The sequence below is a fragment of the Photobacterium damselae genome (assembly GCF_003026815.1).
GTDB classification, from domain to species: domain Bacteria; phylum Pseudomonadota; class Gammaproteobacteria; order Enterobacterales; family Vibrionaceae; genus Photobacterium; species Photobacterium damselae.
Window position 1 is genome coordinate 120807 of record NZ_PYOG01000010.1, and the last position, 20904, is coordinate 141710.

At 38.4% G+C, this 20904-nt stretch carries 21 protein-coding genes; 8 read left to right on the forward strand and 13 right to left on the reverse strand.

All coding sequences use genetic code 11. The annotated features are described in order from the left end of the window. Positions 1–80 precede the first annotated feature (80 nt). A complete protein-coding gene (locus CTN07_RS11445) occupies positions 81–560 on the reverse strand; it encodes a YbhB/YbcL family Raf kinase inhibitor-like protein (RefSeq protein WP_005304966.1) in 480 nt (159 codons plus the stop codon). A 183-nt stretch (positions 561–743) separates the two neighbouring features. Between CTN07_RS11445 and CTN07_RS11450 the strand changes: the two genes are divergently transcribed. Next, positions 744–1250 (forward strand): ClbS/DfsB family four-helix bundle protein, encoded by a 507-nt coding sequence (locus CTN07_RS11450; RefSeq protein ID WP_036765608.1) that lies wholly within the window; start codon positions 744–746, stop codon positions 1248–1250. A 74-nt stretch (positions 1251–1324) separates the two neighbouring features. Beyond that, a complete protein-coding gene (gene arfB, locus CTN07_RS11455; RefSeq protein WP_036765607.1) occupies positions 1325–1738 on the forward strand; it encodes an alternative ribosome rescue aminoacyl-tRNA hydrolase ArfB in 414 nt (137 codons plus the stop codon). Positions 1739–1790: 52 nt separating this feature from the next. Here the strand turns inward: arfB and CTN07_RS11460 are convergent, their stop codons facing one another. The 7 genes from CTN07_RS11460 to CTN07_RS11490 form a co-directional block, all read right to left on the reverse strand. Beyond that, a complete protein-coding gene (locus CTN07_RS11460) occupies positions 1791–2741 on the reverse strand; it encodes a YeiH family protein (RefSeq protein WP_036766004.1) in 951 nt (316 codons plus the stop codon). 162 nt (positions 2742–2903) lie between these two features. Continuing rightward, positions 2904–3227 (reverse strand): YdbL family probable chaperone protein, encoded by a 324-nt coding sequence (locus CTN07_RS11465; RefSeq protein WP_036765606.1) that lies wholly within the window; start codon positions 3225–3227, stop codon positions 2904–2906. Positions 3228–3244: 17 nt separating this feature from the next. After that, positions 3245–3460, reverse strand: coding sequence for a YnbE family lipoprotein (locus CTN07_RS11470; protein ID WP_224756775.1), 216 nt, complete (start codon positions 3458–3460; stop codon positions 3245–3247). A 75-nt stretch (positions 3461–3535) separates the two neighbouring features. Further along, positions 3536–6814 carry an intermembrane phospholipid transport YdbH family protein gene (locus CTN07_RS11475; RefSeq protein WP_005304958.1) on the reverse strand — a complete coding sequence of 1093 codons (3279 nt, stop codon included), beginning with the start codon at positions 6812–6814 and terminating at the stop codon, positions 3536–3538. Between the two features lie 252 nt (positions 6815–7066). Beyond that, positions 7067–7396: a hypothetical protein gene (locus CTN07_RS11480; RefSeq protein ID WP_036765605.1), complete on the reverse strand. Its 330-nt coding sequence runs from the start codon at positions 7394–7396 to the stop codon at positions 7067–7069. A 364-nt stretch (positions 7397–7760) separates the two neighbouring features. After that, the gene (locus CTN07_RS11485; protein WP_005304952.1) at positions 7761–10460 is read right to left on the reverse strand and encodes a bifunctional acetate--CoA ligase family protein/GNAT family N-acetyltransferase; all 2700 of its coding nucleotides are present in this window, start codon (positions 10458–10460) and stop codon (positions 7761–7763) included. Positions 10461–10582: 122 nt separating this feature from the next. Beyond that, on the reverse strand, positions 10583–11092 hold the full coding sequence (locus CTN07_RS11490) for a DUF2301 domain-containing membrane protein (protein WP_036765604.1): 510 nt from the start codon (positions 11090–11092) through the stop codon (positions 10583–10585). Between the two features lie 179 nt (positions 11093–11271). On the opposite strand from CTN07_RS11490, the gene CTN07_RS11495 reads away from it, so the two are divergent. The 3 genes from CTN07_RS11495 (at position 11272) to CTN07_RS11505 (ending at position 13786) form a co-directional block, all read left to right on the forward strand. Continuing rightward, positions 11272–11859, forward strand: a complete 588-nt coding sequence (locus CTN07_RS11495) for an SPOR domain-containing protein (RefSeq protein WP_005304950.1) — start codon at positions 11272–11274, stop codon at positions 11857–11859. A gap of 176 nt (positions 11860–12035) precedes the next feature. Further along, a complete protein-coding gene (locus CTN07_RS11500; protein ID WP_005304946.1) occupies positions 12036–12590 on the forward strand; it encodes a sugar O-acetyltransferase in 555 nt (184 codons plus the stop codon). A 203-nt stretch (positions 12591–12793) separates the two neighbouring features. Beyond that, positions 12794–13786 (forward strand): D-alanine--D-alanine ligase, encoded by a 993-nt coding sequence (locus tag CTN07_RS11505; protein WP_036765603.1) that lies wholly within the window; start codon positions 12794–12796, stop codon positions 13784–13786. A gap of 92 nt (positions 13787–13878) precedes the next feature. On the opposite strand, the gene CTN07_RS11510 is transcribed toward CTN07_RS11505, so the two are convergent. Next, positions 13879–14850 carry a tyrosine-type recombinase/integrase gene (locus tag CTN07_RS11510; RefSeq protein WP_005304943.1) on the reverse strand — a complete coding sequence of 324 codons (972 nt, stop codon included), beginning with the start codon at positions 14848–14850 and terminating at the stop codon, positions 13879–13881. A 294-nt stretch (positions 14851–15144) separates the two neighbouring features. Between CTN07_RS11510 and CTN07_RS11515 the strand changes: the two genes are divergently transcribed. After that, entirely contained in the window at positions 15145–15504 is a 360-nt protein-coding gene (locus tag CTN07_RS11515) for a DUF3319 domain-containing protein (protein WP_036765602.1), read from the forward strand. Positions 15505–15558: 54 nt separating this feature from the next. Here the strand turns inward: CTN07_RS11515 and CTN07_RS11520 are convergent, their stop codons facing one another. Together CTN07_RS11520 and CTN07_RS11525 are read right to left on the reverse strand one after the other, a co-directional pair. Continuing rightward, positions 15559–16065, reverse strand: a complete 507-nt coding sequence (locus CTN07_RS11520) for an ATP-dependent zinc protease family protein (protein WP_005304942.1) — start codon at positions 16063–16065, stop codon at positions 15559–15561. A 98-nt stretch (positions 16066–16163) separates the two neighbouring features. Next, positions 16164–16763 carry an HAD family hydrolase gene (locus tag CTN07_RS11525; protein WP_005304941.1) on the reverse strand — a complete coding sequence of 200 codons (600 nt, stop codon included), beginning with the start codon at positions 16761–16763 and terminating at the stop codon, positions 16164–16166. 122 nt (positions 16764–16885) lie between these two features. Between CTN07_RS11525 and yciH the strand changes: the two genes are divergently transcribed. Continuing rightward, on the forward strand, positions 16886–17197 hold the full coding sequence (yciH, locus tag CTN07_RS11530) for a stress response translation initiation inhibitor YciH (protein ID WP_005304940.1): 312 nt from the start codon (positions 16886–16888) through the stop codon (positions 17195–17197). A gap of 70 nt (positions 17198–17267) precedes the next feature. Here the strand turns inward: yciH and CTN07_RS11535 are convergent, their stop codons facing one another. Continuing rightward, a complete protein-coding gene (locus tag CTN07_RS11535) occupies positions 17268–18356 on the reverse strand; it encodes a linear amide C-N hydrolase (RefSeq protein WP_005304934.1) in 1089 nt (362 codons plus the stop codon). 99 nt (positions 18357–18455) lie between these two features. Continuing rightward, positions 18456–19676 (reverse strand): hypothetical protein, encoded by a 1221-nt coding sequence (locus CTN07_RS11540; protein WP_005304932.1) that lies wholly within the window; start codon positions 19674–19676, stop codon positions 18456–18458. Between the two features lie 329 nt (positions 19677–20005). Here CTN07_RS11540 and CTN07_RS11545 point away from each other — a divergent pair, with 329 nt between their 5' ends. After that, complete coding sequence (locus tag CTN07_RS11545) at positions 20006–20494, forward strand: C40 family peptidase (protein ID WP_232282473.1); 489 nt, start codon at positions 20006–20008, stop codon at positions 20492–20494. The last annotated feature ends 410 nt before the right edge of the window (positions 20495–20904 follow it).

Below are 20904 nucleotides of genomic sequence, written 5' to 3' on the forward strand. Positions count from 1 at the left end.
AGCCTCTATAACAAATTTGGATTATTGTTATAAAGGCTCTTTAGATTAATGTATTTAATAATAACTGTATTTAAATACCATTAACGAACGTAAGTTGTGGTGATAGTTGATTTTGCAAGTGACATACCGTGTAGCATAAAGCTAACTAGCGCACATGATGCATCATCTGGCACATCCAATTTTTCTACAGGTAGTGCCCATACAGTAAATTGGTAACGGTGCATACCATGACCTTCTGGAGGACATGCGCCACCAAAACCATTGAAACCGTAATCGTTACGCATTTCTAAACCCGCCGCTAATTTACCTGATGCGCCTTGTTCTAGCTCGGTAGTTTCCGCAGGGATATTGATAACTTGCCAGTGCCAGAAACCACAACCTGTAGGAGCATCTGGATCAAAACAGGTTACAGCAAAGCTTTTAGTACCTTCTGGCGCATTTTCCCAAGCTAATTGAGGTGAAATGTTATCACCATCATGACCAAATCCATTAAAGGCAAATTGTTTGTCTTTTAGTTGGCCTTCAAAGATATCGTTACTGGTTAGTGTAAAATTAGACATGGTGATATACCTTTTGTTGTTATCGTCTTTGTTGCTAAGAACTATACGTCTTTGCTAAATGTAGTGTAGATCTGAAAGTCTCAAAATGTCATCTAATAATCTTTATTTTGATTCTTTTTGTGATTATTTTAAGCTAGATTCAAAAGGGAGCAAAAAGTAGACGGTTAAGTTTAAGGAGTGATTATGTCTTCAATACCAACAACAAAAGAGGAATTGGAAAAAGCAATTAATGATTCTTTTTCTAAATTACTCATAGACTTAAAAGCAATACCTGAATCTGAATCGCGCCGATGCGAAATAGAGGGAAACAGCAAAGGGTGCTTCATCAGTGTTTGTGACAGTGTGGCATATCTTATTGGTTGGCAAAAATTGGTTTTAAAATGGTATTACCGAAAGAGTCAGAATCTGGCGGTTGATTTCCCTGAAACAGGGTACAAATGGAATCAGTTGGGTCTATTAGCACAAAGTTTTTATGTAGAATATCGCGATTGGACTTATTCAGAACTGCTTTCTGAGTTTGAAAGTAATATGGAACAGATTCTTGTTATTGTCGCATCATTATCTAATCATCAACTCTATCAAGAACCATGGTACGAAAAATGGACGTTAGGGCGAATGATTCAGTTTAATACCTCATCGCCAATGAAAAATGTCAGAACTAAGGTACGAAGATTTAAAAGAGGGATGTGATCCTATTCTTTGCTTTTGGTATCCTTAGTGCTTATCGCTAAGATCATTAGCAAAAGTATAAACATAGGTACTACATGCTCACAATCTCAAACAATGTGACGATTTCCGATTGGGAGATTGAACTTAATGCTATTCGCTCTGCGGGAAATGGTGGGCAAAACGTCAATAAAGTAGCCACAGCAATTCATCTTAGATTTGATATTAAGAAATCATCACTGCCAGCTATTTACAAAGAAAAATTACTTAAGCTATCAGACAGTCGAATTTCTTCTGATGGTGTGATCATCATTAAATCGCAGCAATATCGAACCCAACTGCAAAACAAAGAAGCTGCTCTTGAGCGATTAAAAGAATTGATTTTATCTGCGATGGTTGTACAAAAAGCCCGCCGTCCAACTAAGCCAACCAAAAACTCCCAGCGGCGTCGTTTAGAGTCAAAAACCAAAAGGGGAACGACTAAAACGATGAGAAAGAAGGTTGATTATTAACAAAAAGCCGACTCAATCTAGTCGGCTTTAACCTATGCAACGATTAAATAGCTTACACCATAGTCGCTTCAATATAAGCCAATGACGCTCCACCGATAGCAAGCCATAATATGACACCTAATAAAAGTGGTTTCGCTCCCGCATTACGTAGTTTATTGATAGTAATACCAGAGCCAATCAAGAACAAACACATGACCAATAGACGTTTTGAAAACGCAAAGATCATATCGTAAGCGGGTTGTAGGCTTGGAACAAAATGAGCAAAGACAATCGCTAGGCAGTAAAAGGCGATAAAGAAAGGTACTGAAATCTTCTTGCTATTGCCTTTAAACAGTAACGCACTGATGAAGGCTACTGGGATAATCCATAACGCACGAGCCAATTTTAAGGTCGTAGCCGTTTTAAGTGCTTCATCACCATAAGACCCCGCAGCACCCACCACCGATGATGTATCATGAATAGCAATTGCAGCCCAGGTACCAAACGCGTGCTGGCTCATATCCAATAAATGGCCAATAACAGGGAAGATAAAGAGGGCAATCGCATTTAATACAAAGACAGTTGCCAACGCGAGAGATATTTCATCGTCTTTTGCATTAATTGCCGGTGCTACTGCAGCGATTGCACTTCCGCCACAGATTGCCGTACCCGATGCAATTAGATGACCTGTTTTCTTATCTAACCCCATGAGTCGAGTGACAACCCAACCTAAAATTAAGGTAAAGAAGATAGAGCAGACAATTAGACCTAAACCTTGTTTGCTTGCTTCGATTGCTTCATTTAAGTGAATACCAAAGCCCAAACCGATGATGGAGTAAGACAGTAATTTTTTAGTGGCTGCTGCAATATTAAACTGAGAGGGAACCAGACCAAGACTTGCTAAACTAAAGCCAAGAATCAGCGCGATTGGAGAGCTAACAAAAGGAAGTAAACAAAAGAGAGCAGCAATAAAGAACAGCGCGTCTGACGGTTGCAGTCGGGCAAAGATTTTTTTAAATGACATAGAATGAATAATGGCGATATAAATAGTGTGGTTATAGTCAAACCAGTATATCGACATTCAAGCATATCATTGAGTTTAAAGTTCTGAGAGAGGGGTTAAGAAATATTTAACCCCCAATTGGTAAATTTGAACAATCTATTACCTTTGATCTATTAGCCGGTGTTATTTCTTCACCCATTGCCCAGTAGTAGATTGATAATATTGACCACGGGGAGTTTTACTCACAGCTTTCTTGTAAGCCAAACGTGCGACTTCATTGACAGATAAACCATGGGAAGAGCCAATGCTTTGATATTTGCTTTTACGCTGTTGGTTGACTTGCTGAACAAGACGCTTGACCTCTGCTGAAGGAGACCCTGTTACAATAGCGATATAGCCATTATTTGCTTCGCCGACTAAGCCTTGTGATTTTGCTTGCTGTAGTGAAATAGCAAAAGCATTAACTGAAAACAGCAGTGCGCAGAGGAAAAGGGTTATACGTTTCATCTTGAGCTCCTAACAGACTAAAAGACCGCTTCATCCTTGAAGAGATTGTCGATCTCTTTATCAACTTTAATGCGGATCTCATGTTCGATCTTCACATTAAGATTGACTTCAATTGGCTTATCAGATGTTGCCACTTGTACCGTGGGAGTACAACCGATAAGTGCAAAAGTTATGAGCACGGCAGCACCGAGTACCGTAAGTTTGTGAATCACGACAGACTGTTGCATTTCCATAATCAGAGTAACCTTTTGTGTGAGTTGCTGTTTGCTAGGTTATGGTTTCCTAGTAATGGTGTATCACTGCTACAGTTATTCCTGCTTACCAAACTGCTCTTGTAGATAACGCTCTACGTCCGATGAATTTAACAGACTGAGTGTTTTTATAAGTGCTGGAACATTATCTTCAATGTTTAAATTTAAGTGTATTGGCCGCCCATTCTGAAAATCTGGGTTGTAACCTTTAAACTGGGATTTTGCTTTTAGGATCCCTTTATTAGAATAGTCTATATCAACAACCAGCGTTCGATAGTGATAATTTTTAAGAAGCTTACTCACAACGATGGGGTTGTTATCGTCCATAGCCTCTACTTGATTATCGATAGTCGATCCCTGTTTGTAACGAAATAGCCCTCCAGGATACCTTGCAATTAGTTTGCCATTATGGATATCAAAGAGTCCTTTATGTAAAGCAAGTGTTAATTTTCCATCAAGAATACCGGTTAATTCAATATCTTGTTGATCGATTTGTGACATAAGCGCCGCTAAATTGATGCCGTGGATCGAAATAGGTAACGACAATTGTTGCCAGGGCTGTCGGCTTTGAGTTGGGGTTGTGGTTATGAAGCCGTCGAGTAACTCAATATAGCCATGATTAAGTTTATAAGCGTAATCTTGATAATGCCCGCTTAACCGTATGTTAGTAAGGGGAATACCGAGCTTGATTTTTTCGATATCAACAATGGCTGGAGAGCGGGTTTGAATGCCTTGCTGATCTTGTTGAAGTTCCAACTGAATGTTGGCGTTGTGAAACGGAATATTAAAGAACATTCCACTTAGCTCTTTAGTATATAAGGAAACTTGGGATGATATTGGCTGAAATTGACGATAACGTGTCACTAAATGGCCTTCAAGTTTACCTGATACCAATTCAATACCTGTTGGGATTTCTGGTAGGTAATATTGGGAAAGTCTTCGCTTTGAGTCAAATTGCCAAGGCGAGAGTCGAACATCTAGTAGGCCACTATATTGATTGATGTTATGACGAATCTTAATGTCTGCCAAGGGTACTGATTGTTGGTTTGGTAGAAGGCTATGTATTCGGTTTTCTAATGATATTTCTCCCTTGGCTAACTGTAATTGAGTATTGAGATCGAGCTTAGGGAGCGTTTGTCCATTTAATATGGGAGAAAGCTGTGAATGAATATGGCTTTTGATCTTAATGGATTGTTTTGATTGCTTATCGACCCAAAAAGAACCCATAGTCATTTTAAGTGGTGAAGTTATTTTCTGAACGGGATGACTTGCTTGGCTATTCGTTTCTATTGTCACCGTTGCTTCTGCATTACTGGTAAAGGTGATGTCCTTATCTTTAGGGGCGTACCATTGCCATTGATGCGTGTTGGCTAAAATTACCCATTGTGGCACAGCTAATTGATTGTTGCTAAGCTCAAGACTATAGCTTGGCTGTTGGAGGCGAAACGAAGGTAATGAAAGCTGATTATCGGTTAACTGACCAATAAACTGCTGGTCTTTGTATGTCAACTGCCAGTGACTTTTGGTTTGTAAGATAAGTGGGGAGCTAGTGTCAATTTGTTGAGGTAAGGATGAAAATATCAGAGAAGATAGGTGATTGCTGATAACGCCATTTCCGTGACATTGTAACTTGGTTGGAAAGCACTTTAACTTATTGATATCTAAATTTGTTTTTATTATATGTTGCTTTTTATTTTGTACCGAGACACCTAAGGATTCCTGCTTGCCGCGAAGAGATAACTGCAAAAACTTCTCAGCGTAACGTAACTCAATACTTAATTTTCCATCGTTGGTTACTTGAACTTGACGTGGAATGTTTAGCAAATCCCAAGACCATGCTTCAGGCAACTGGATGTTGATTTTTTGAGGCAGCGTCAAGTCAACATGATAATGAGCAGATTTAATATCATCATTTTTTACTTCATTGGGTATCAAATGATTAATCTGCCTTGCTTGCAGCGTTATTGGTTTATTTAAAATGGCATTAGGTGCGTCTGTCATTTGCCAATTATCAGTAATATCTTTGGTCTGTTTAAGGTTGAGCTGACAATCAAGTCGCTTTGGCAGAGGTAAGTCTGCGCTTATCACACTATCACAAAAGACCGAATTGCCTTTCTTGCCGACTAATCCAGCTGTGACAGTCATATTTTTAAGATCTTGATAGAACAGAGATAAATCCATTTTATAGGGCTGTTGACTTAAGACGTGGCCTGAAAAATAAAAATGAGGGCGTTGGGGTTGCTCTTGGTCTGTTACCAAATTATCTAAGGATGGCTGTTGGAGAAAGACTTCCGCGTTATAAATAAGCGGTAAATAGGTTAACTGATTAATAGAAAAGTTAACCGGTAACTGGGCTAGATTCGCAATGGCTTGCCCAATATGAAAACCTTGATATTCACTGTCACTCTTTTTTATATCGAGTGGTAGATATTGAGGTTGAATCAAATGAGCTTGGTTAATTTTAATCGTGGTATTGCTTTTCCAATGTGTTAAGTCGGTATCTATATGGATATTTTGGATTGTCTGTTCTATCTCTTCTAAAGATTGCCATGAAGGCTTTATGGCGTCGATTGCGACCGAGAGCGGAATGGGGTGTTGCATTGGATTATTTTTGGCTATTTGTAATTTAGCACTCAGTTGTTTTAGATTTGCACGGTATTGAATAATCTCTACATCTGGTTGATCTTCTACTTTTGTCTGTACGGGTACTGTCACATCAATATCATGGATTTTGGCCGCTATCGCATAGCTATTGTTTGAATAGTTATTGGTCGAATCGCCATCGTTGTTTGGATCTACCTCTATATGTAGCTGGTGGATTTGCTGCTGATATATGTGAGTAGGCTCTTGATTAATAGTTAAACCTACAGTTGCTTTGTTGATCTTAGCGGTAAACATCTGATCAAGACGCCAAGATGGGGAATGCATTTCCAACTGTTCTAATTGAAGAGAGCTAAATTGATAAGGCTGTAAAGGTTCTTGATCTTTTTTAGGGATCTGAGACTGCACTTGTTGGATCTTGATGGTTAATGGAGATGTATTAATTGATATATGATTCATCTCAATTGGGACACCTTGATATACAACGGCGAGTTTCTCTATATGGGGAGCAGAGAACAGTTGGATGCCTGAAATACGGTGTATCTGTACTTCATGTTGTGCTAATAATTTCAACAACGTATAGGCAGAGATTAAACTTAAGCCCAAAAGAGCAGCAAGCAGAAAACCTAATCGGCGTAACCATTTCTTTTTATGATTTGAGGTATGGTTAGTTGCCTGGTCAGGGCTTGAATTTGAAGATGCTGGTATTTTCTTTGGATAGGAGTCCAATGTCATAACTTACTCGTCTACTGTCTTCTTTAGACCTTAGCTAATTATTATCAAATAGACGAAAAAAATGCTCATTACTGCGTGGTATAGACAGGACAATGTCACAGTAATGAGCGATTCCATGTTGGGTTATTTACCATATAATTATAATAATCTTGTATTAAAGGAGATTAAGGTAACCAGTACATAAGACCGTGTGTTTCGTGTTTACTTTCAAGTTCTAATAACATTTTGTCAGAGATGCTATTAACTAAGGGGTCAACCAGCCAAAACAGGATCATTTTCATACATGAGTTTAGGGATAGATGGTGATTGGTGATTTAATTCATATAAAGCATTAAAGATTGCTTCACGGGTTGCAACAAGATCTTCTCGCTCTAAAGCAACCAATGCTTGAGTAAGTGCCTTTTCTATAACCATGATTTGCTGCGAAGCGATCTCTAATTCTGTCCGCTCAATAGCTGTAATTTGTTGAATCATATGAGCTGACATCACTTCACCAGTAAGGGATTCTGCTGCCATCATTTGGGTAGTAACACTTTTTAATGCTTGAATGGTTTGATTTAAAGAGTGGGGCGCTGACTTCATAAGGTTCTTCCTTTCCCTAAAGTGGTGATAACTGTCCTGTTGGTTCAGAAGTTGGTGACTTAGGAATACTTTAGCTAAGAACGATGGTTAGGAATGGAACCGAGATCAAATAACAAAACTAACCATATTTTCGTAATAAAACAGAAAGATAAATGGAGTTTTGCAGATTATTTAATCGATCAAAGAGAACAAATAACTAGGCAGATTACGTGCTATATATACCTAGTTAGTCGATACCTTAACTATTGAAACTTCAATACGATTCAATAGATATCGCTATGCGTTAAAATGAATTAATTTTCAGCTAAGTTAAAAAATTCCCGACGATTTATTTTTATATTTGACTAAATATTCATTTTTTGTGTTATTTAATAAGGTTTAATTCCATTTCGACAACACCATCTTCCATCTGAATATCGACATGAAATCCCATCTTTTGCGCTAACATGATCATTGAGCGATTATTTGGCATTGTCATCCCAGTAATGCGTTGTAGTCCTTTATGCTGACAGTAGTGAATGATCTTCTCCATCATTATTCGACCTAAGCCAAGCCCTTTAAGATCAGAGCGGATCAAGATGGCAAATTCGGCATCCATGTTATCAGGATCTGAGAGAGCTCGAACAACACCTAAGATCTCGGTATGGCCCTTGTTTTCAAAAACGGCAATAAACGCCATTTCTCGGTCATAATCTATTTGAGTAAAATTCGACATGGCCTCATGATTAAACTCACCAACGTCAGAGAAAAATCGTTTATAGAGATCTTCTTGAGTAACATGAGAGATAAAGCTTTTATGTTCAGGTTCATCTTCTGGCAGGATAGGACGCAGCAAAATGGTCTTACCTGATTTAAGTTCGACCCACTGCTCCAATTCTTTAGGATAAGGTCGAATAGCGAGACGCGGGATCTGATTGGTGTCAGCATTGAGAGTCATTGAAGCGTCAATTATCGTAAGCTCTGGGCCATTGGCGAGTAAGGGATGGATATCTAAGCTCTCAATATTTGGACAATCGATAATAATCTGTGACACTGTCACTAAAAATGAGCATAGGGCATCAATATCAATGGGTACTAATGTACTGCGTTGCTTTATCTTTTGGCTCTTAAGGGCATCGATAATCATATACCGAGCTAACGCCATATTAAGAGGTGGCAAACCAACGGCGCTATCTTGATAACAATTCCAATTCATTAACTCTTCGCCCAAGAAAATAACTGGGCCAAAAATAGGATCATTTCGAACCGCAACCCTTAATTCCTGAGCTCCAGCTCTATTTGCCATGCGTTGTACTAATAGGCCGTCAATTTGAGCTGTAGGGTAGTCTATGTTGACTCGTTCTAGCATCGCTTGTGCTGCAGACTCAACTTCTTGAGCATCTCGCAGATGAAGCATAACGCCATGAACCTCCGATTTATATTCAATATCTGGCGAACGAAGTTTTACCGCAACGGGATAACCAATTTGCTCTGCGATATGAATGGCTTCAACGGCATCGTTAGCTAACCATGTTGGTAGTGTTTTAAATCCATAGCCTTTTAAAATTGGCTGTACTTCATGGGTTTCTAGCTGAGTGATGTTGTGATTAAGTAATTCTTGAATGATTGCTTGGGCTTGCTGTGGCGAAAAATTATCATTGCTGGTGGAGATAGGCTCGAGTGTTTTTGGGGTTTCTCGAAGCAGCTTTTGATTTCGGCGGTATTCAACGAGATACATAAAGGCAGAAACGGCACTCTCCGGGGTTCTATAGGCTGGAAATCCTGCTTGAGCGAAAATATCACGAGCAACTTGTCCTTCGTATTCTCCCGTCCAGTTGCTGAGTACGTTAAATTTTTTGATATTAGGATGCTGTTTTAGGGTTTGGACTAAACGTTCTGCTGTTTGTTGGCTAGGGGCAATGGCTGAAGGGGTATGCATGATAAGTAAAGCATCGGCCTCATCGCTATCTAACAGTGTATTAATTGTGTGCTCATAGCGCTCAATTGTGGCATCCCCAAGTAAATCGATTGGATTAGATGCTGGCCAATAATTGGGAAGTTGTTTTTTAAGCTGGTGGAGTGTGGTGGAGCTCAATTGCGCCAGTTTTCCTCCTCGCTCAGAAAGTGAGTCCACAGCCATGATGGCAGGCCCACCACCATTGGTAATAATAGCAAGTCGTTCGCCTCTTAAAGGTACTGAATGGGCTAAGGTTTCCACCGCTGCAAATAACTCATGGGTATTTTTTACTCTTAATAGTCCCGCTCTTCGTATCGCCGCTTCATAAACTATATCGGCTCCAAGATTACTGCCGGTATGATGTTTTACTGCCTCACTTCCAGCCAATGTGCGACCACCTTTTACGACTAGTATTCGGCGATTACGAGCGGCGGCTCTGGCAGCAGATAAGAACTCTCGGGCATTATTCACTGAATCCAGATACAACAAAATAGCTTCGGTTTTTCCGTCTTGGCTGAGCGCATCAAGTAATTCTGCAAAGTTGATATCCAGCCCATCACCTAATGAGATAAATGTTGAAAATCCAATGTTTTTATTTCTCGCCCAGTCCAAAATCGTAGTACATACGGCTGCAGATTGAGAGATAAACGCAATGTTTCCTTTATTTGCAGGTGTCGGGGCAAAAGATGCATTCAAGTTAAGCCAAGGCAGAATGATCCCCATGCTATTTGGCCCGAGTAATCGAATTTGATACCGTTTTGCTAGTTGCTGCAGATAGTCGGCAACGGTTGTGCCTGTTTCATCTTTTAATGTAGAAGTTCCTGCGGCAAGAATCACTGCGGATTTAACCCCTTTTTCGCCCAGTTCTTTGATTATTTTGACGGTCTTACTGGCGTGGGTACAAACAATCGCGATATCAGGTGTCCGAGGTAAATCAGAGATAGTGGGATAAGCAAGAATACCCGCTACCGAATCATATTTTGGTGTGACGGGAAATATTGGACCATTGAAGTGACTTTGAAGCAGATTATTTATGATCACAAAACCTGTGCGGTGGGTTTGGTTAGATGCTCCAATCACGGCAATGGATTTGGGATTCAGTAGGGCAGATAAAGGGGTTGTCGCCATATAAGCTCCTGATCACTTCATGCTATATTTAGCTCGGTATAACTATAGTAATCAGGTACAAAACAGGAAGGAAATACAATCATAGGGGCTGTGATCAACCCCTTATTTTTAAGCCAGCTCTATTAGATCTGGTAGCGGCTTTTATCGCCAATATCAAAATGAAGTGGCATTCGCCATTTAGAAAATGCGGCAACAGCCAGTAAAATAGCACTTGCCATGCTAAATAGAATACTGATTTGAGCTTGACCAAATACTTGGCAGAACCAGAAACCAGCTAAAGCCAAAGGGGTTACCAGTAAGACTTTTAGTTGGAAGCAGAAGTATTCTTTTACCGCCAATGCACTGAAAACAAATAGAGCAGCACCTTGTGCCAGTGGGCTCCATAGTCCAGTCATATACCATACACTTGCAAACAATCCCGCCCCCTGAATAAGCCAGCGAAAGCGTTTGTCATAGATATGAACGGTTGTAGATGCTAACAATGCAGCGATGATGATAGCTACAGTTCCGAAGTTAAATTCCCAAGCGATAATAGACATAACGCCTGCTGCAAATGTCAGTGAACTTCGGTAAAGAAGAACGGTAAGTTTATCTAATCCATCGAGTTCACATTGAATATGCGGATCGGCCATGATGAGTTCCTATTATAAATATTACGCAAACTACAAATATGATACCCGAGTTTTCTGCGCTACAGAATGATACAAATCAAGCACTTTGAGTCGTCTAGTGCTGTGTATGGTCTTTCTCTTGATCCTAATTAATTATCAGAGCAAAATGCTTTTGGTTTTAATTATTGATTTGAAAAATAATGAAAAAGATTGCTCTTGTTATTTTAGCTTCGTTGTTAACAGGCTGTGTAACGTCGCCACAACATTCAGCACCTGTTCAAGCGCTAAACACCCCTCCAACACCTGAAGTGAAACCTCAACCTCAAACTGTTGTCGTTGAGCCTGCTCAATTTAGTGCAGATGGCTTAGGATTTAATGAAGAATCATTAACAGGAAAGCCTGTTGAGGCTCCAAATCATGTCAAAGAAGTTGTTAAACTTTCGCCGTCTGTTACTGAGCCAGAAGTAGAACCAACAACTAAGCCGACCTATCAATATTCAGAGTTAAACAAAACGGCTTATGCGATTCAATTAGTCGCATCAGGAAGTAAAGATCAGTTGGCTTCTTATGCGAAACAGCTTCCGAAAGGAGAGGCTTTATGGATAAGTAAAACTGATCGTAATGGACAGCCTTGGTATGCTTTATTATATGGTCAATATGACTCTCGTGATGCAGCTCATGAGGCTATTGTGACTTTACCGCTAACTGTTCAGCAAAATGGTGCGTTTATCAAAAACTTGCAGTCATTGAAAGAATCAAAAAATACTCAAGTTTCATCTTTTAACTAAGTAAATAAATCATCCGTGTGTAACCTTAAAAATCTATGTTTTCACTGGTTGATATATGGTTTTGTACTGTAAATATGATGTAAACCTGACTTTTTATTCTAGATTCATCACAAAAATCATGAGAAACATCAGTTAGTATTCATGACAAATTAATTGACCGATTGAGCATAGTTGAGATGAAGACTGAATTTGAAAAAATGATATCGGGTGAAATCTACCATGGTATGGATCCCGAAATTGATACGCTTCGAACTGAAGTAGAGAAGCAATTGATTCCTCTTAACCAAACAACAATCAGAGAGCAACGACCTTTGCTTGAGTCCCTTTTGGGAAAATTTGGTTCGGATTCGGTTATTCGGATGCCTTTTAGCTGTGAATACGGAAAAAATATTTTCATTGGTGATCAAACGTTTGTTAATGCAGGGGCTGTATGGCTCGATAACGCACCCATTACAATCGGGGCTCATGTCCTTATTGGTCCTAACTCACAATTTTTCACCCCAACACACTCATTAGATTATCGCTCACGCCGTAATTGGGAAACGTGGTGTCTTCCTATTACGATTGAAGATGATGTTTGGATTGGTGGCAATGTTTGCATTTGTCAGGGAGTAACCATTGGTGCTCGCTCAGTCGTTGCAGCAGGTAGCGTTGTAACTTCTGATGTTCCCCCTGATACGTTAGTTGGTGGTACACCAGCAAAGGTGATTAAAGCGCTAAATAATGACTAAAACTTGTGCGCTAAAACGAGCATCATGTCAAAAATGGTGCGATTTAATACATAATCAATAAGATAAGGTGCACAGCAAGCCCTTTTTTGATTAAGATTAGAATAATTTTTGATATTAGGCTTTGAACCAGAGTGATTTGATAATCAAAGCCATAAGCTTGGCCCGTGTTTGGCGAGCTGTTTTTATAATTACAAGGGATGATCATGAGTACTATCCATGTCTTATTATTGTGCGGTGGCGGTAGTTCAGAGCACGAAGTTTCACTCGTTTCTGCAAATTACATTGAAGAGCAGTTAAAGCATATTGATGGTGTTAATTACACCCGAGTTGAAATGAAAAAAGAGGGTTGGTTTAATGCAAACAATGCTCTGTGCCAACTTAACTTAGATCGTACTTTACAAACGGGTGATACTAAACAAATCATCAATTATGTTATCCCTTGTGTTCATGGTTTCCCTGGTGAAACTGGCGATCTGCAATCTTTCTTAGATATGGCTGGTTTACCTTATTTAGGCTGTGGCGCAGAAGCGAGTCGCAATTGTTTCAATAAGATCACAACCAAACTATGGTTTGATGCGTTAGATATCCCTAATACCCCGTATGTTTTCTTAAGCGAAAATAACGAAGATGCTCACACTAAAGCCAGTGAAGCATTCGATAAATGGGGTAAAGTGTTTGTTAAGGCGGCATCTCAAGGTTCATCTGTTGGTTGTTACAGCGTCACAGATAAGGCAAACTTAGCTGCAGTGGTTAATGATGCCTTTGGTTATTCAGATCAGGTTTTGATTGAAAAGAGCATTAAGCCACGTGAGCTTGAAATTGCTGCTTACCAATATGGCGATGAACTGATTATCACAAAGCCAGGTGAGGTGTCTTGCCCTGATGATAAGTTCTACAGCTATGAAGAGAAGTACAGCTCTGATAGCCACTCAACAACAGCCGTTGAGGCGACAAATCTGTCTGAAGAGCAAGTAGAAGCGCTACGTGAATGTGCACGTAAAGCTTTCGTTCATATGAAGCTAAAAGATCTATCTCGTATTGATTTCTTCTTAAGTGAAGATAATGAAATCTTATTAAATGAAATCAATACATTCCCAGGTATGACGCCAATTTCTATGTTCCCTAAAATGCTAGAGAACCATGGCCATAGCTTCACTAAGTTTATTGAACAAGCGATTAAAAGCGCAGCAAAATAATGTTGGTGCTGTAATCGATTAGATGAAGGCTTTAGAGTGATCTAAAGCCTTTTGTGTTTCTCTGATTAGAGTTTATTGGTCGGAGAATATCTCTAATCGATATCTTTTTGATTTTTCTTCGCAAAGTGTTTGAGTTCCTGATCTCTATATCCTCGATCGCCTATGTATTGTGCGGGCATAGCAGGACTTTTCCAACGACCCTGAGTTTGAATTTGATGTATTGAAAGTCCTGATCGTGCTAAGTCTTGACTGGCACCTACTCGTGGCGATTGACCTGAAAAAATAACATCTACCGGTAAGTCTAACTCCTGGCTTGCACGGCGGAATACACGATAAATAGAAGAGTGGTCTAGGGGGCTATCTCCAATATTGTCATGGCGATCGATTCGTCGAAAAATAAAGCCTGTTTCAATAAGGGATAGGGTAAGCCATTTTTTCACAGCTTCTGTCGCTAATTCACTCAGTTCAATAAGATGGCTATTGATTGTAATAAGACTTTTATTGTCTATAAATTCAATATCGTTCACTGTGAGTGCTGCAACTTCACTGCGTTTGAGCATTCCTTCAAAGGTAAGTGCCCAAATAGCCATATCGCGGACATCTTTTGGTTTAGTTGCACTTGAAAATAGGGTGTGTAACTGCTGTAGATGATTATCACAAAAACCTTGGGCCTGAGTATAATCATCATGTTTATCCATGCGTTGTTGGAACATGGCCAGTTTCACGTCACTGCTAGTGCAGGGGTTTGGTAAAGCATGGCACTTATGAACTAAACCTATAGTGACAATGTAACGTTTTAAGCTGGAAAGCTTTCTTGTTTGTGCCATTTTTTCAATAAAGCGGCAAGTTACATCTGCAGATGCCGGTAAACAACATTGATTTAACTGATGGCAGAATGAAATAAACATATTCCAATCATTCTTAAACGCCACTAAAGTGTTATCTGCATACATCCGGTGGGTTAATTGTTGCCACAGTTCAATGGTGTCTGCAATCGACTTAAATTGTTCAATACTGTGTTGTTTTATATGGTCATCTTCGATGATAGGAATCTTCTTTGCCATAAACCTAATGCACTATAACTTTATTTATTGTTATTTAATATAACAATTAACCACGAAAATAAAAGGGCAAATTTAGATGAAAAGACCAAAAAAGCTTATCAATGAAGTATTCAATCGATATCGTATTAATACCAATGTCCCCGCTATAAAAGTCCATTTGGTATATTTGGTAATCAAATTTTTGTGAAACTTAGCCTTAACTTCTTATTTTATAGATTTTTTGTTGTAATTCACTCTAGTTAATTCCTAAAATAGAGTGGTTTAGGATAGGTGACTATAAAGGTTCAAATTAGGATGAAGAAACGATTATTTCATCGAGGTTATCTAATTGAAAATAGCGATGGCGATCCAGATCACTGGAAAGCGGCAATAAATTTAAATGCTATTTCTGGTCGACTATCGGATATCAAAAAAAGTATTGATTGGTGGTGTGATATGAAGACGTTTATGCCGCCAGAGCGATTTAATACAGTCGCAAAACCGCAAGCTCAATATCAAACACAAGAGTACCGTGGGTTTAAGTTGATCAATGACAGTGGAAAACCAAATGAATGGTACATTACGCTACGAGGCCAGTTATTAAAAGGCTCAACGGCGGCTATCAAGCAATATTTAGATAAGGTTCTGTTACAACTTGCAGCGCAAAAAAAATAAAGCCCTGTCAGAAGGGCTTCATTCGCTGTGATGTTTGTCAGTAATGTCTCTTAATTAATGCTTGTCTTTACTGTGTATTGATACATCAACAAGATAATCATTATTTAGCCAATTGCGTCCGATCAGCAATTTATATTCAAGTTTGCTGCGATTGCGTAGGTTAACTGCAACTGCTTTGTTCTTACCATTGAGTTCAAGATCCATAACTACTGCATAACGACGCTCGACACCTTGAGCGTTGCGGATCTTACTTACACGAATAATTTTGCCCTTATAAGTAGCAACTTGGCCTTTCTCATTTTTGGTTTTAAATTCAACCTGTTCACCAAGATTATCTCGCATATTTGAGTTATCAGAGCCTAGCACTTTAATATCATATGCATTTATTGATGTAGTAGCAGCACCAGTATCAATACGAGCCTCATAATCCATATCTAGATTATTAACTCGAATCGTTTCAACTTGACCAACAATTTCTTTTCCGTCGCAACTAGATGCCGCATTTGCTCCAAAGGTAACCGCAGATAGTAGAATTAGCGTGCTAAGTAAGCCTTTCTTCACAATGTCTCCTAGATAATCTTTTGCATTTTTTTGTGATTTATCGCATCTAGTATAGTCTTCTTTTCTGAATATTTGTTAAATAACGATAAAAAACATCACTATAAACGTATTTTTTCAAGAAGTTGTTTGTAGCATTGTGATGACTTGTCAAAAAGAACAGTATCAAAGCCAAGTTGTTTTGCCGCTAATATATTATCCAGATTGTCATCAATAAAGAGGCTCTCTTCGGCCTTTAAAGCGTATCTATCAAGAAGTAGTTGAAAGATTTCTGGCTCGGGTTTTATCATTAATTCTTTGCCTGAGACAATGCCTCCATCAAATTGAGAAATGATAGGGTGTTGTTCATTCAATGATTCAAAAAAGGACTCTGACATGTTGGTTAAATAAAATGTTTTGAATGATGATAGAGACAATTCAACGATATCAAGGGTCGCATTAATGAGAGTTAAACTTTGAATCACATGATGGATAAAATCTTCAATTTGGTTTTCAGGTAACCCTGTTCGGGCAGAAAATTTAGGGATCACTTCTGCGATTAACATGGTGCCTCTGTCGAGTGATATCCAATCAGGATGTTGGAGCACTTGTTGCAAGAGTAAATTTTGTTCTTCATCAGACGGAGTAAATGTTTTTACTATCTGGTTTGGATTCCACTCAAATAGAACTGCACCAAAATCAAAAATGACATTTTTTAACATAAGTGATTTCCGTTTTATGACCTTTTACTGATAGTATGCATAAAATAAAGATTAGGTTAATACAGATAATCTTTCTGTGACCTTTTTATACAATACGATGAAATTTAAGAGATTGTTACAACATGACTTTAGTCTATTCCACAGAATGTGGACGAATCAAAGAAGAGAAAACACAACCAGAACGTCCAAAGGGTGATGGTATTGTTCGCATCCAACGACAAACAAAAGGTCGTAAAGGTAAAGGCGTTTGTGTCGTAACAGGTCTGGATGTTGAAGATACGCAATTAAAACTTATTGCTGCTGAACTAAAAAAAGTGTGTGGTTGTGGTGGTTCTGTTAAAGATGGCGCAATCGAAATTCAGGGCGATAAGCGTGATGTGATCAAAACTGCTCTTGAGAAGAAAGGCTATACAGTTAAACTGGCTGGCGGTTAATGAGATATTTTTCTCTAGCATAGTATTTGAAAGAAAAGGGAGCGCGAATGTTCCCTTTTCTATTTAGAAATTACTTCGTACCAAACTGGGGAGTAATGTCTTTGTAAGTATATGAATTTTCCATCTTAACAACGGTTGGCTCTTTAATTTGCTTAAGAGCTTGTGGAATATTCACTTTCATTTCCATTGGTGTTAGATAGCTCTTAAAGTAATAATCTTTATTGGCAGTGTCTACAACAGATGTCCATACCGTATAGTCAGTTAGAGCTTCATGCTTTGGTGAACGAATAGCACCTTTAGGAATATCAAACGCATTTAATAAATGAAAAGCGGTAAACACTGCATCATCGACAGTCTTACTTGGTAAGCTTGCGTTTACAAAAGTTGCTGCACGCACAAAGCGGCTAGGGGATGTATAATCACCAGGCAGGCCTAACAAACCTGAACCTTCACCTGTTGGCGTGATTTTAACACCGTTAATTTCTACAGCTTCTTTGTTATATGGCGTTAAGCCAATGTAGTTACGAAGATTTGCAATATGCCAATCGTAAGTTGGGTTGTTTGTTACTACTCCAATCTTATTTTCGTGAATCTGTAATCCAGCTTCTGTGTATTCAATAACAATTGAACGACCAGAAGGATCCGTTACAGCGTAATGGAATGGTGCAAAGGTTTTAATCTCATCAATATAAGAACCAACAACAACAATATTTTTAAGCTCTTCGATCACTTCATCAACAGTGGCAAAATTACCCAGAATATAATTACCCAGTTCTTCGCTAGAAACTGCTTTTGATTTGTTTTCGTCTGTAAGTTCAGCAAATTTGGCTAATCCTGAAAAGTAGAACGCACCAAAGTAGAGTCCTTTTTCATTGACACCATCAACAACCATTTTTTTGTCTAATGCATTAGCTCCGCCGAAACCATATTTTGCTGTATAAACAAGACCTGTATTCTTAGGATCATTAACTAATGACGTAATCTCTGTACCAGCAGGTACAATTGCGATGTTTGATTTAACATCAAAGCCAAATTCCATAGTACGAGCGGCAACAGCTTTGCCATCTTCACTTTTAACTAATATACCAGTACAAGCTTGAGTCAATACAGGTGCAAGTGTTAAGCCTAGCGCAACAGCTAAAATGGTTTTTTTAGACATTATTAATCCTTACAATAAAATGAATGAACATTGTAAAATTAAGTCTAGTACACATCTAATTTTAATATCTAATATAAAACTTTTAGTTATTTCATAGACTTATGGAGCACGACAATCTTCGATAATTTGAGCTAAATGTTGGCCATAAATATCGTGAGAATTATTCCACCCAGCAGGATTCTCTAAATTAGGCATTGTCATATTTGCAGCGTTAGTTAGTACAAGTGTGCAATAACCGTATGATAAATCGGCTATTTCATGACAGGATGCACAAGTTCCAGTGCCAAACTCTGTATGTGCCGGTGGGTTTTGCCATTGCTCTTGCTGTGAAACGGGTGTATAGCGAACCGCTAGCTCTAAAGTGTATTGATCTGATATATCTAAATTAGTACCAGGATGGATTAAAAAAACATTACTTCCACGATGACATTCAGTACAGTTTTCAGCAAGAATGTCTCCGTTGTGAATATCTTCAATAGCGAATGTTAAATCGTCTCCACCTGTAATCCGTAATCCATTTTCTTTACTCAAATTATCCCAAAAACATGCTTTCCCTGTTGTTGAACTTTGGCAAATAATGCCTAATAACGATACAACACCAGACTCTTTCCTAGGTAAAGCGATACAGGTGCCTGCCACATTTGGATCAGAATAGGCCCAGATTTCTGTTAACTCATTTTTTAAAAAATCAACTTCGGCATCTCCCATGTAATTCCAATCACCTGAACCCCAATCAGGAGGAATAGGAACATTATTTTCTCTACAAGTTTGAATATAATCGTCTTCAGTATCAGGGATATATAAAGGTAAATGCTCTAAGATAGAGCGGGTAAAGAGAAAATCAGTTAAAACAGGAAAGTCATCAATTCGAGAGATAGGAAAGAGTAGGTGTGTATGATGCTGAAAAAGTCTAACTGAGGGCTGGTATCTTTGCCGAGTTTTTTGATCGATTTCATCAAGCATTGCATTTAGCAACGCATTTTGGAACAAGACTTTTTCGGTTTCGGTTTTGAGGTCATAATTTGCAAAATCCTCGAGGTATTGTTGATATTTATCAACGGAGTCTTGTGGAATATATTGCTTTAGCTCATCAATAAACTGACTCTGCATAGGAAGGATATCATTCGCTTTGATGGAGACTTCATCGCCGTTATCAGTGTACATTTTACCATAATATCCATTTGATAAATCAGATATTTTTATAGCAAGATCTTGTGGGGAATCATCGGATGGTGGATTTTGAGGTGTGTTATCTGGATTTGAATCCCCGCCGCATGCAATCATTGTGGCTAGAAAAGTAAAAAGAAGCGTTTTTTTCATGAGATGCTCGCTAAACTAGAAATAACAAAGCTAATGCACAAATCATGCGCCAATAATAAAACAAAGTTTTTGAGCTATTATCAAAATTTCCATTTTAGCAACATTAGTAACGATATATGGATATTTTAGGAATCACTTCTATTTTATAGACTTACAACATTCCACTCTAACCATCGACAGAAAAAATCTGCTGTTTGTTACTTTATGGTAGTGAGCCTGTAAAATTTTCTGAGACGATAAAAACAAAACATAGTTCATAACAAATGTCTTTATATCGCCTTAAAAATCTATCTAAAAGGGTACTAATAACGGTTTTCCCTTTATTTTTTATGACCTTATCTGCGTCCGTTTTAGCACATACATCATCTGATGGTTACTATTTACCATCGGGTAATTATATCCATCGTTCACATATAAAACCTGCAGTTAAGCATCATCACTTATCATCAAAAACACGTTCTAAAATACTACATTCTTACCATCGTTGGGAGCATACACCATATAGATATGGCGGAACGACTCATCGAGGTATCGATTGTTCTGCATTTGTCGGAAAGGTATTTCGTGAGGTATTTAAAATCCATTTACCAAGAACATCCATGCAGCAAGTAAAATTGGGATTTAAAGTAAAGAGAGAAAATGCTCATTTTGGTGATTTGGTTTTCTTTAAAACAGGAGATTGGCACCATCATGTAGGTATTTACCTTGATCATGGTCGGTTCATCAACGCAACGAGCTCTCGTGGTGTCGCTATTTCAAATTTAAACCACAAATATTGGCGACATCGTTTTTGGCAAATAAGACGTTTAGTTGTGTAAACTCCAGTTGCAATTGAAACCTAAAACGCAGCATCTGTTACAGTCAGATGCTGCGTTTTTTATTGTGTAATTTACAAATAAATTGAAGAACTAAGCAAACTGAACATTTGCTGCAGAACTTAAATTTAAGTGTAAATTACCTATTTTATGGTAAATTACCAATACTGTTAAATAGCCCTTATTTTCAAATCATCCATATTAAAGAGTAGAGTAGCTAAGGTGTTATCTATGAAGATATGACTTAGATTATATTAACTTGGGTATCTTATTTAACATAACCTATATAATGCGCACTAAGGTTGTAAGTCCCATTTAGAAATGTCATGTTTGAGCCAGATTGAAATGTCATGTTGAACTAACTTCAAAAGACGCTTTTTCTTTGCTGTTTTGGAGCCTGTGGATGTTGTTAA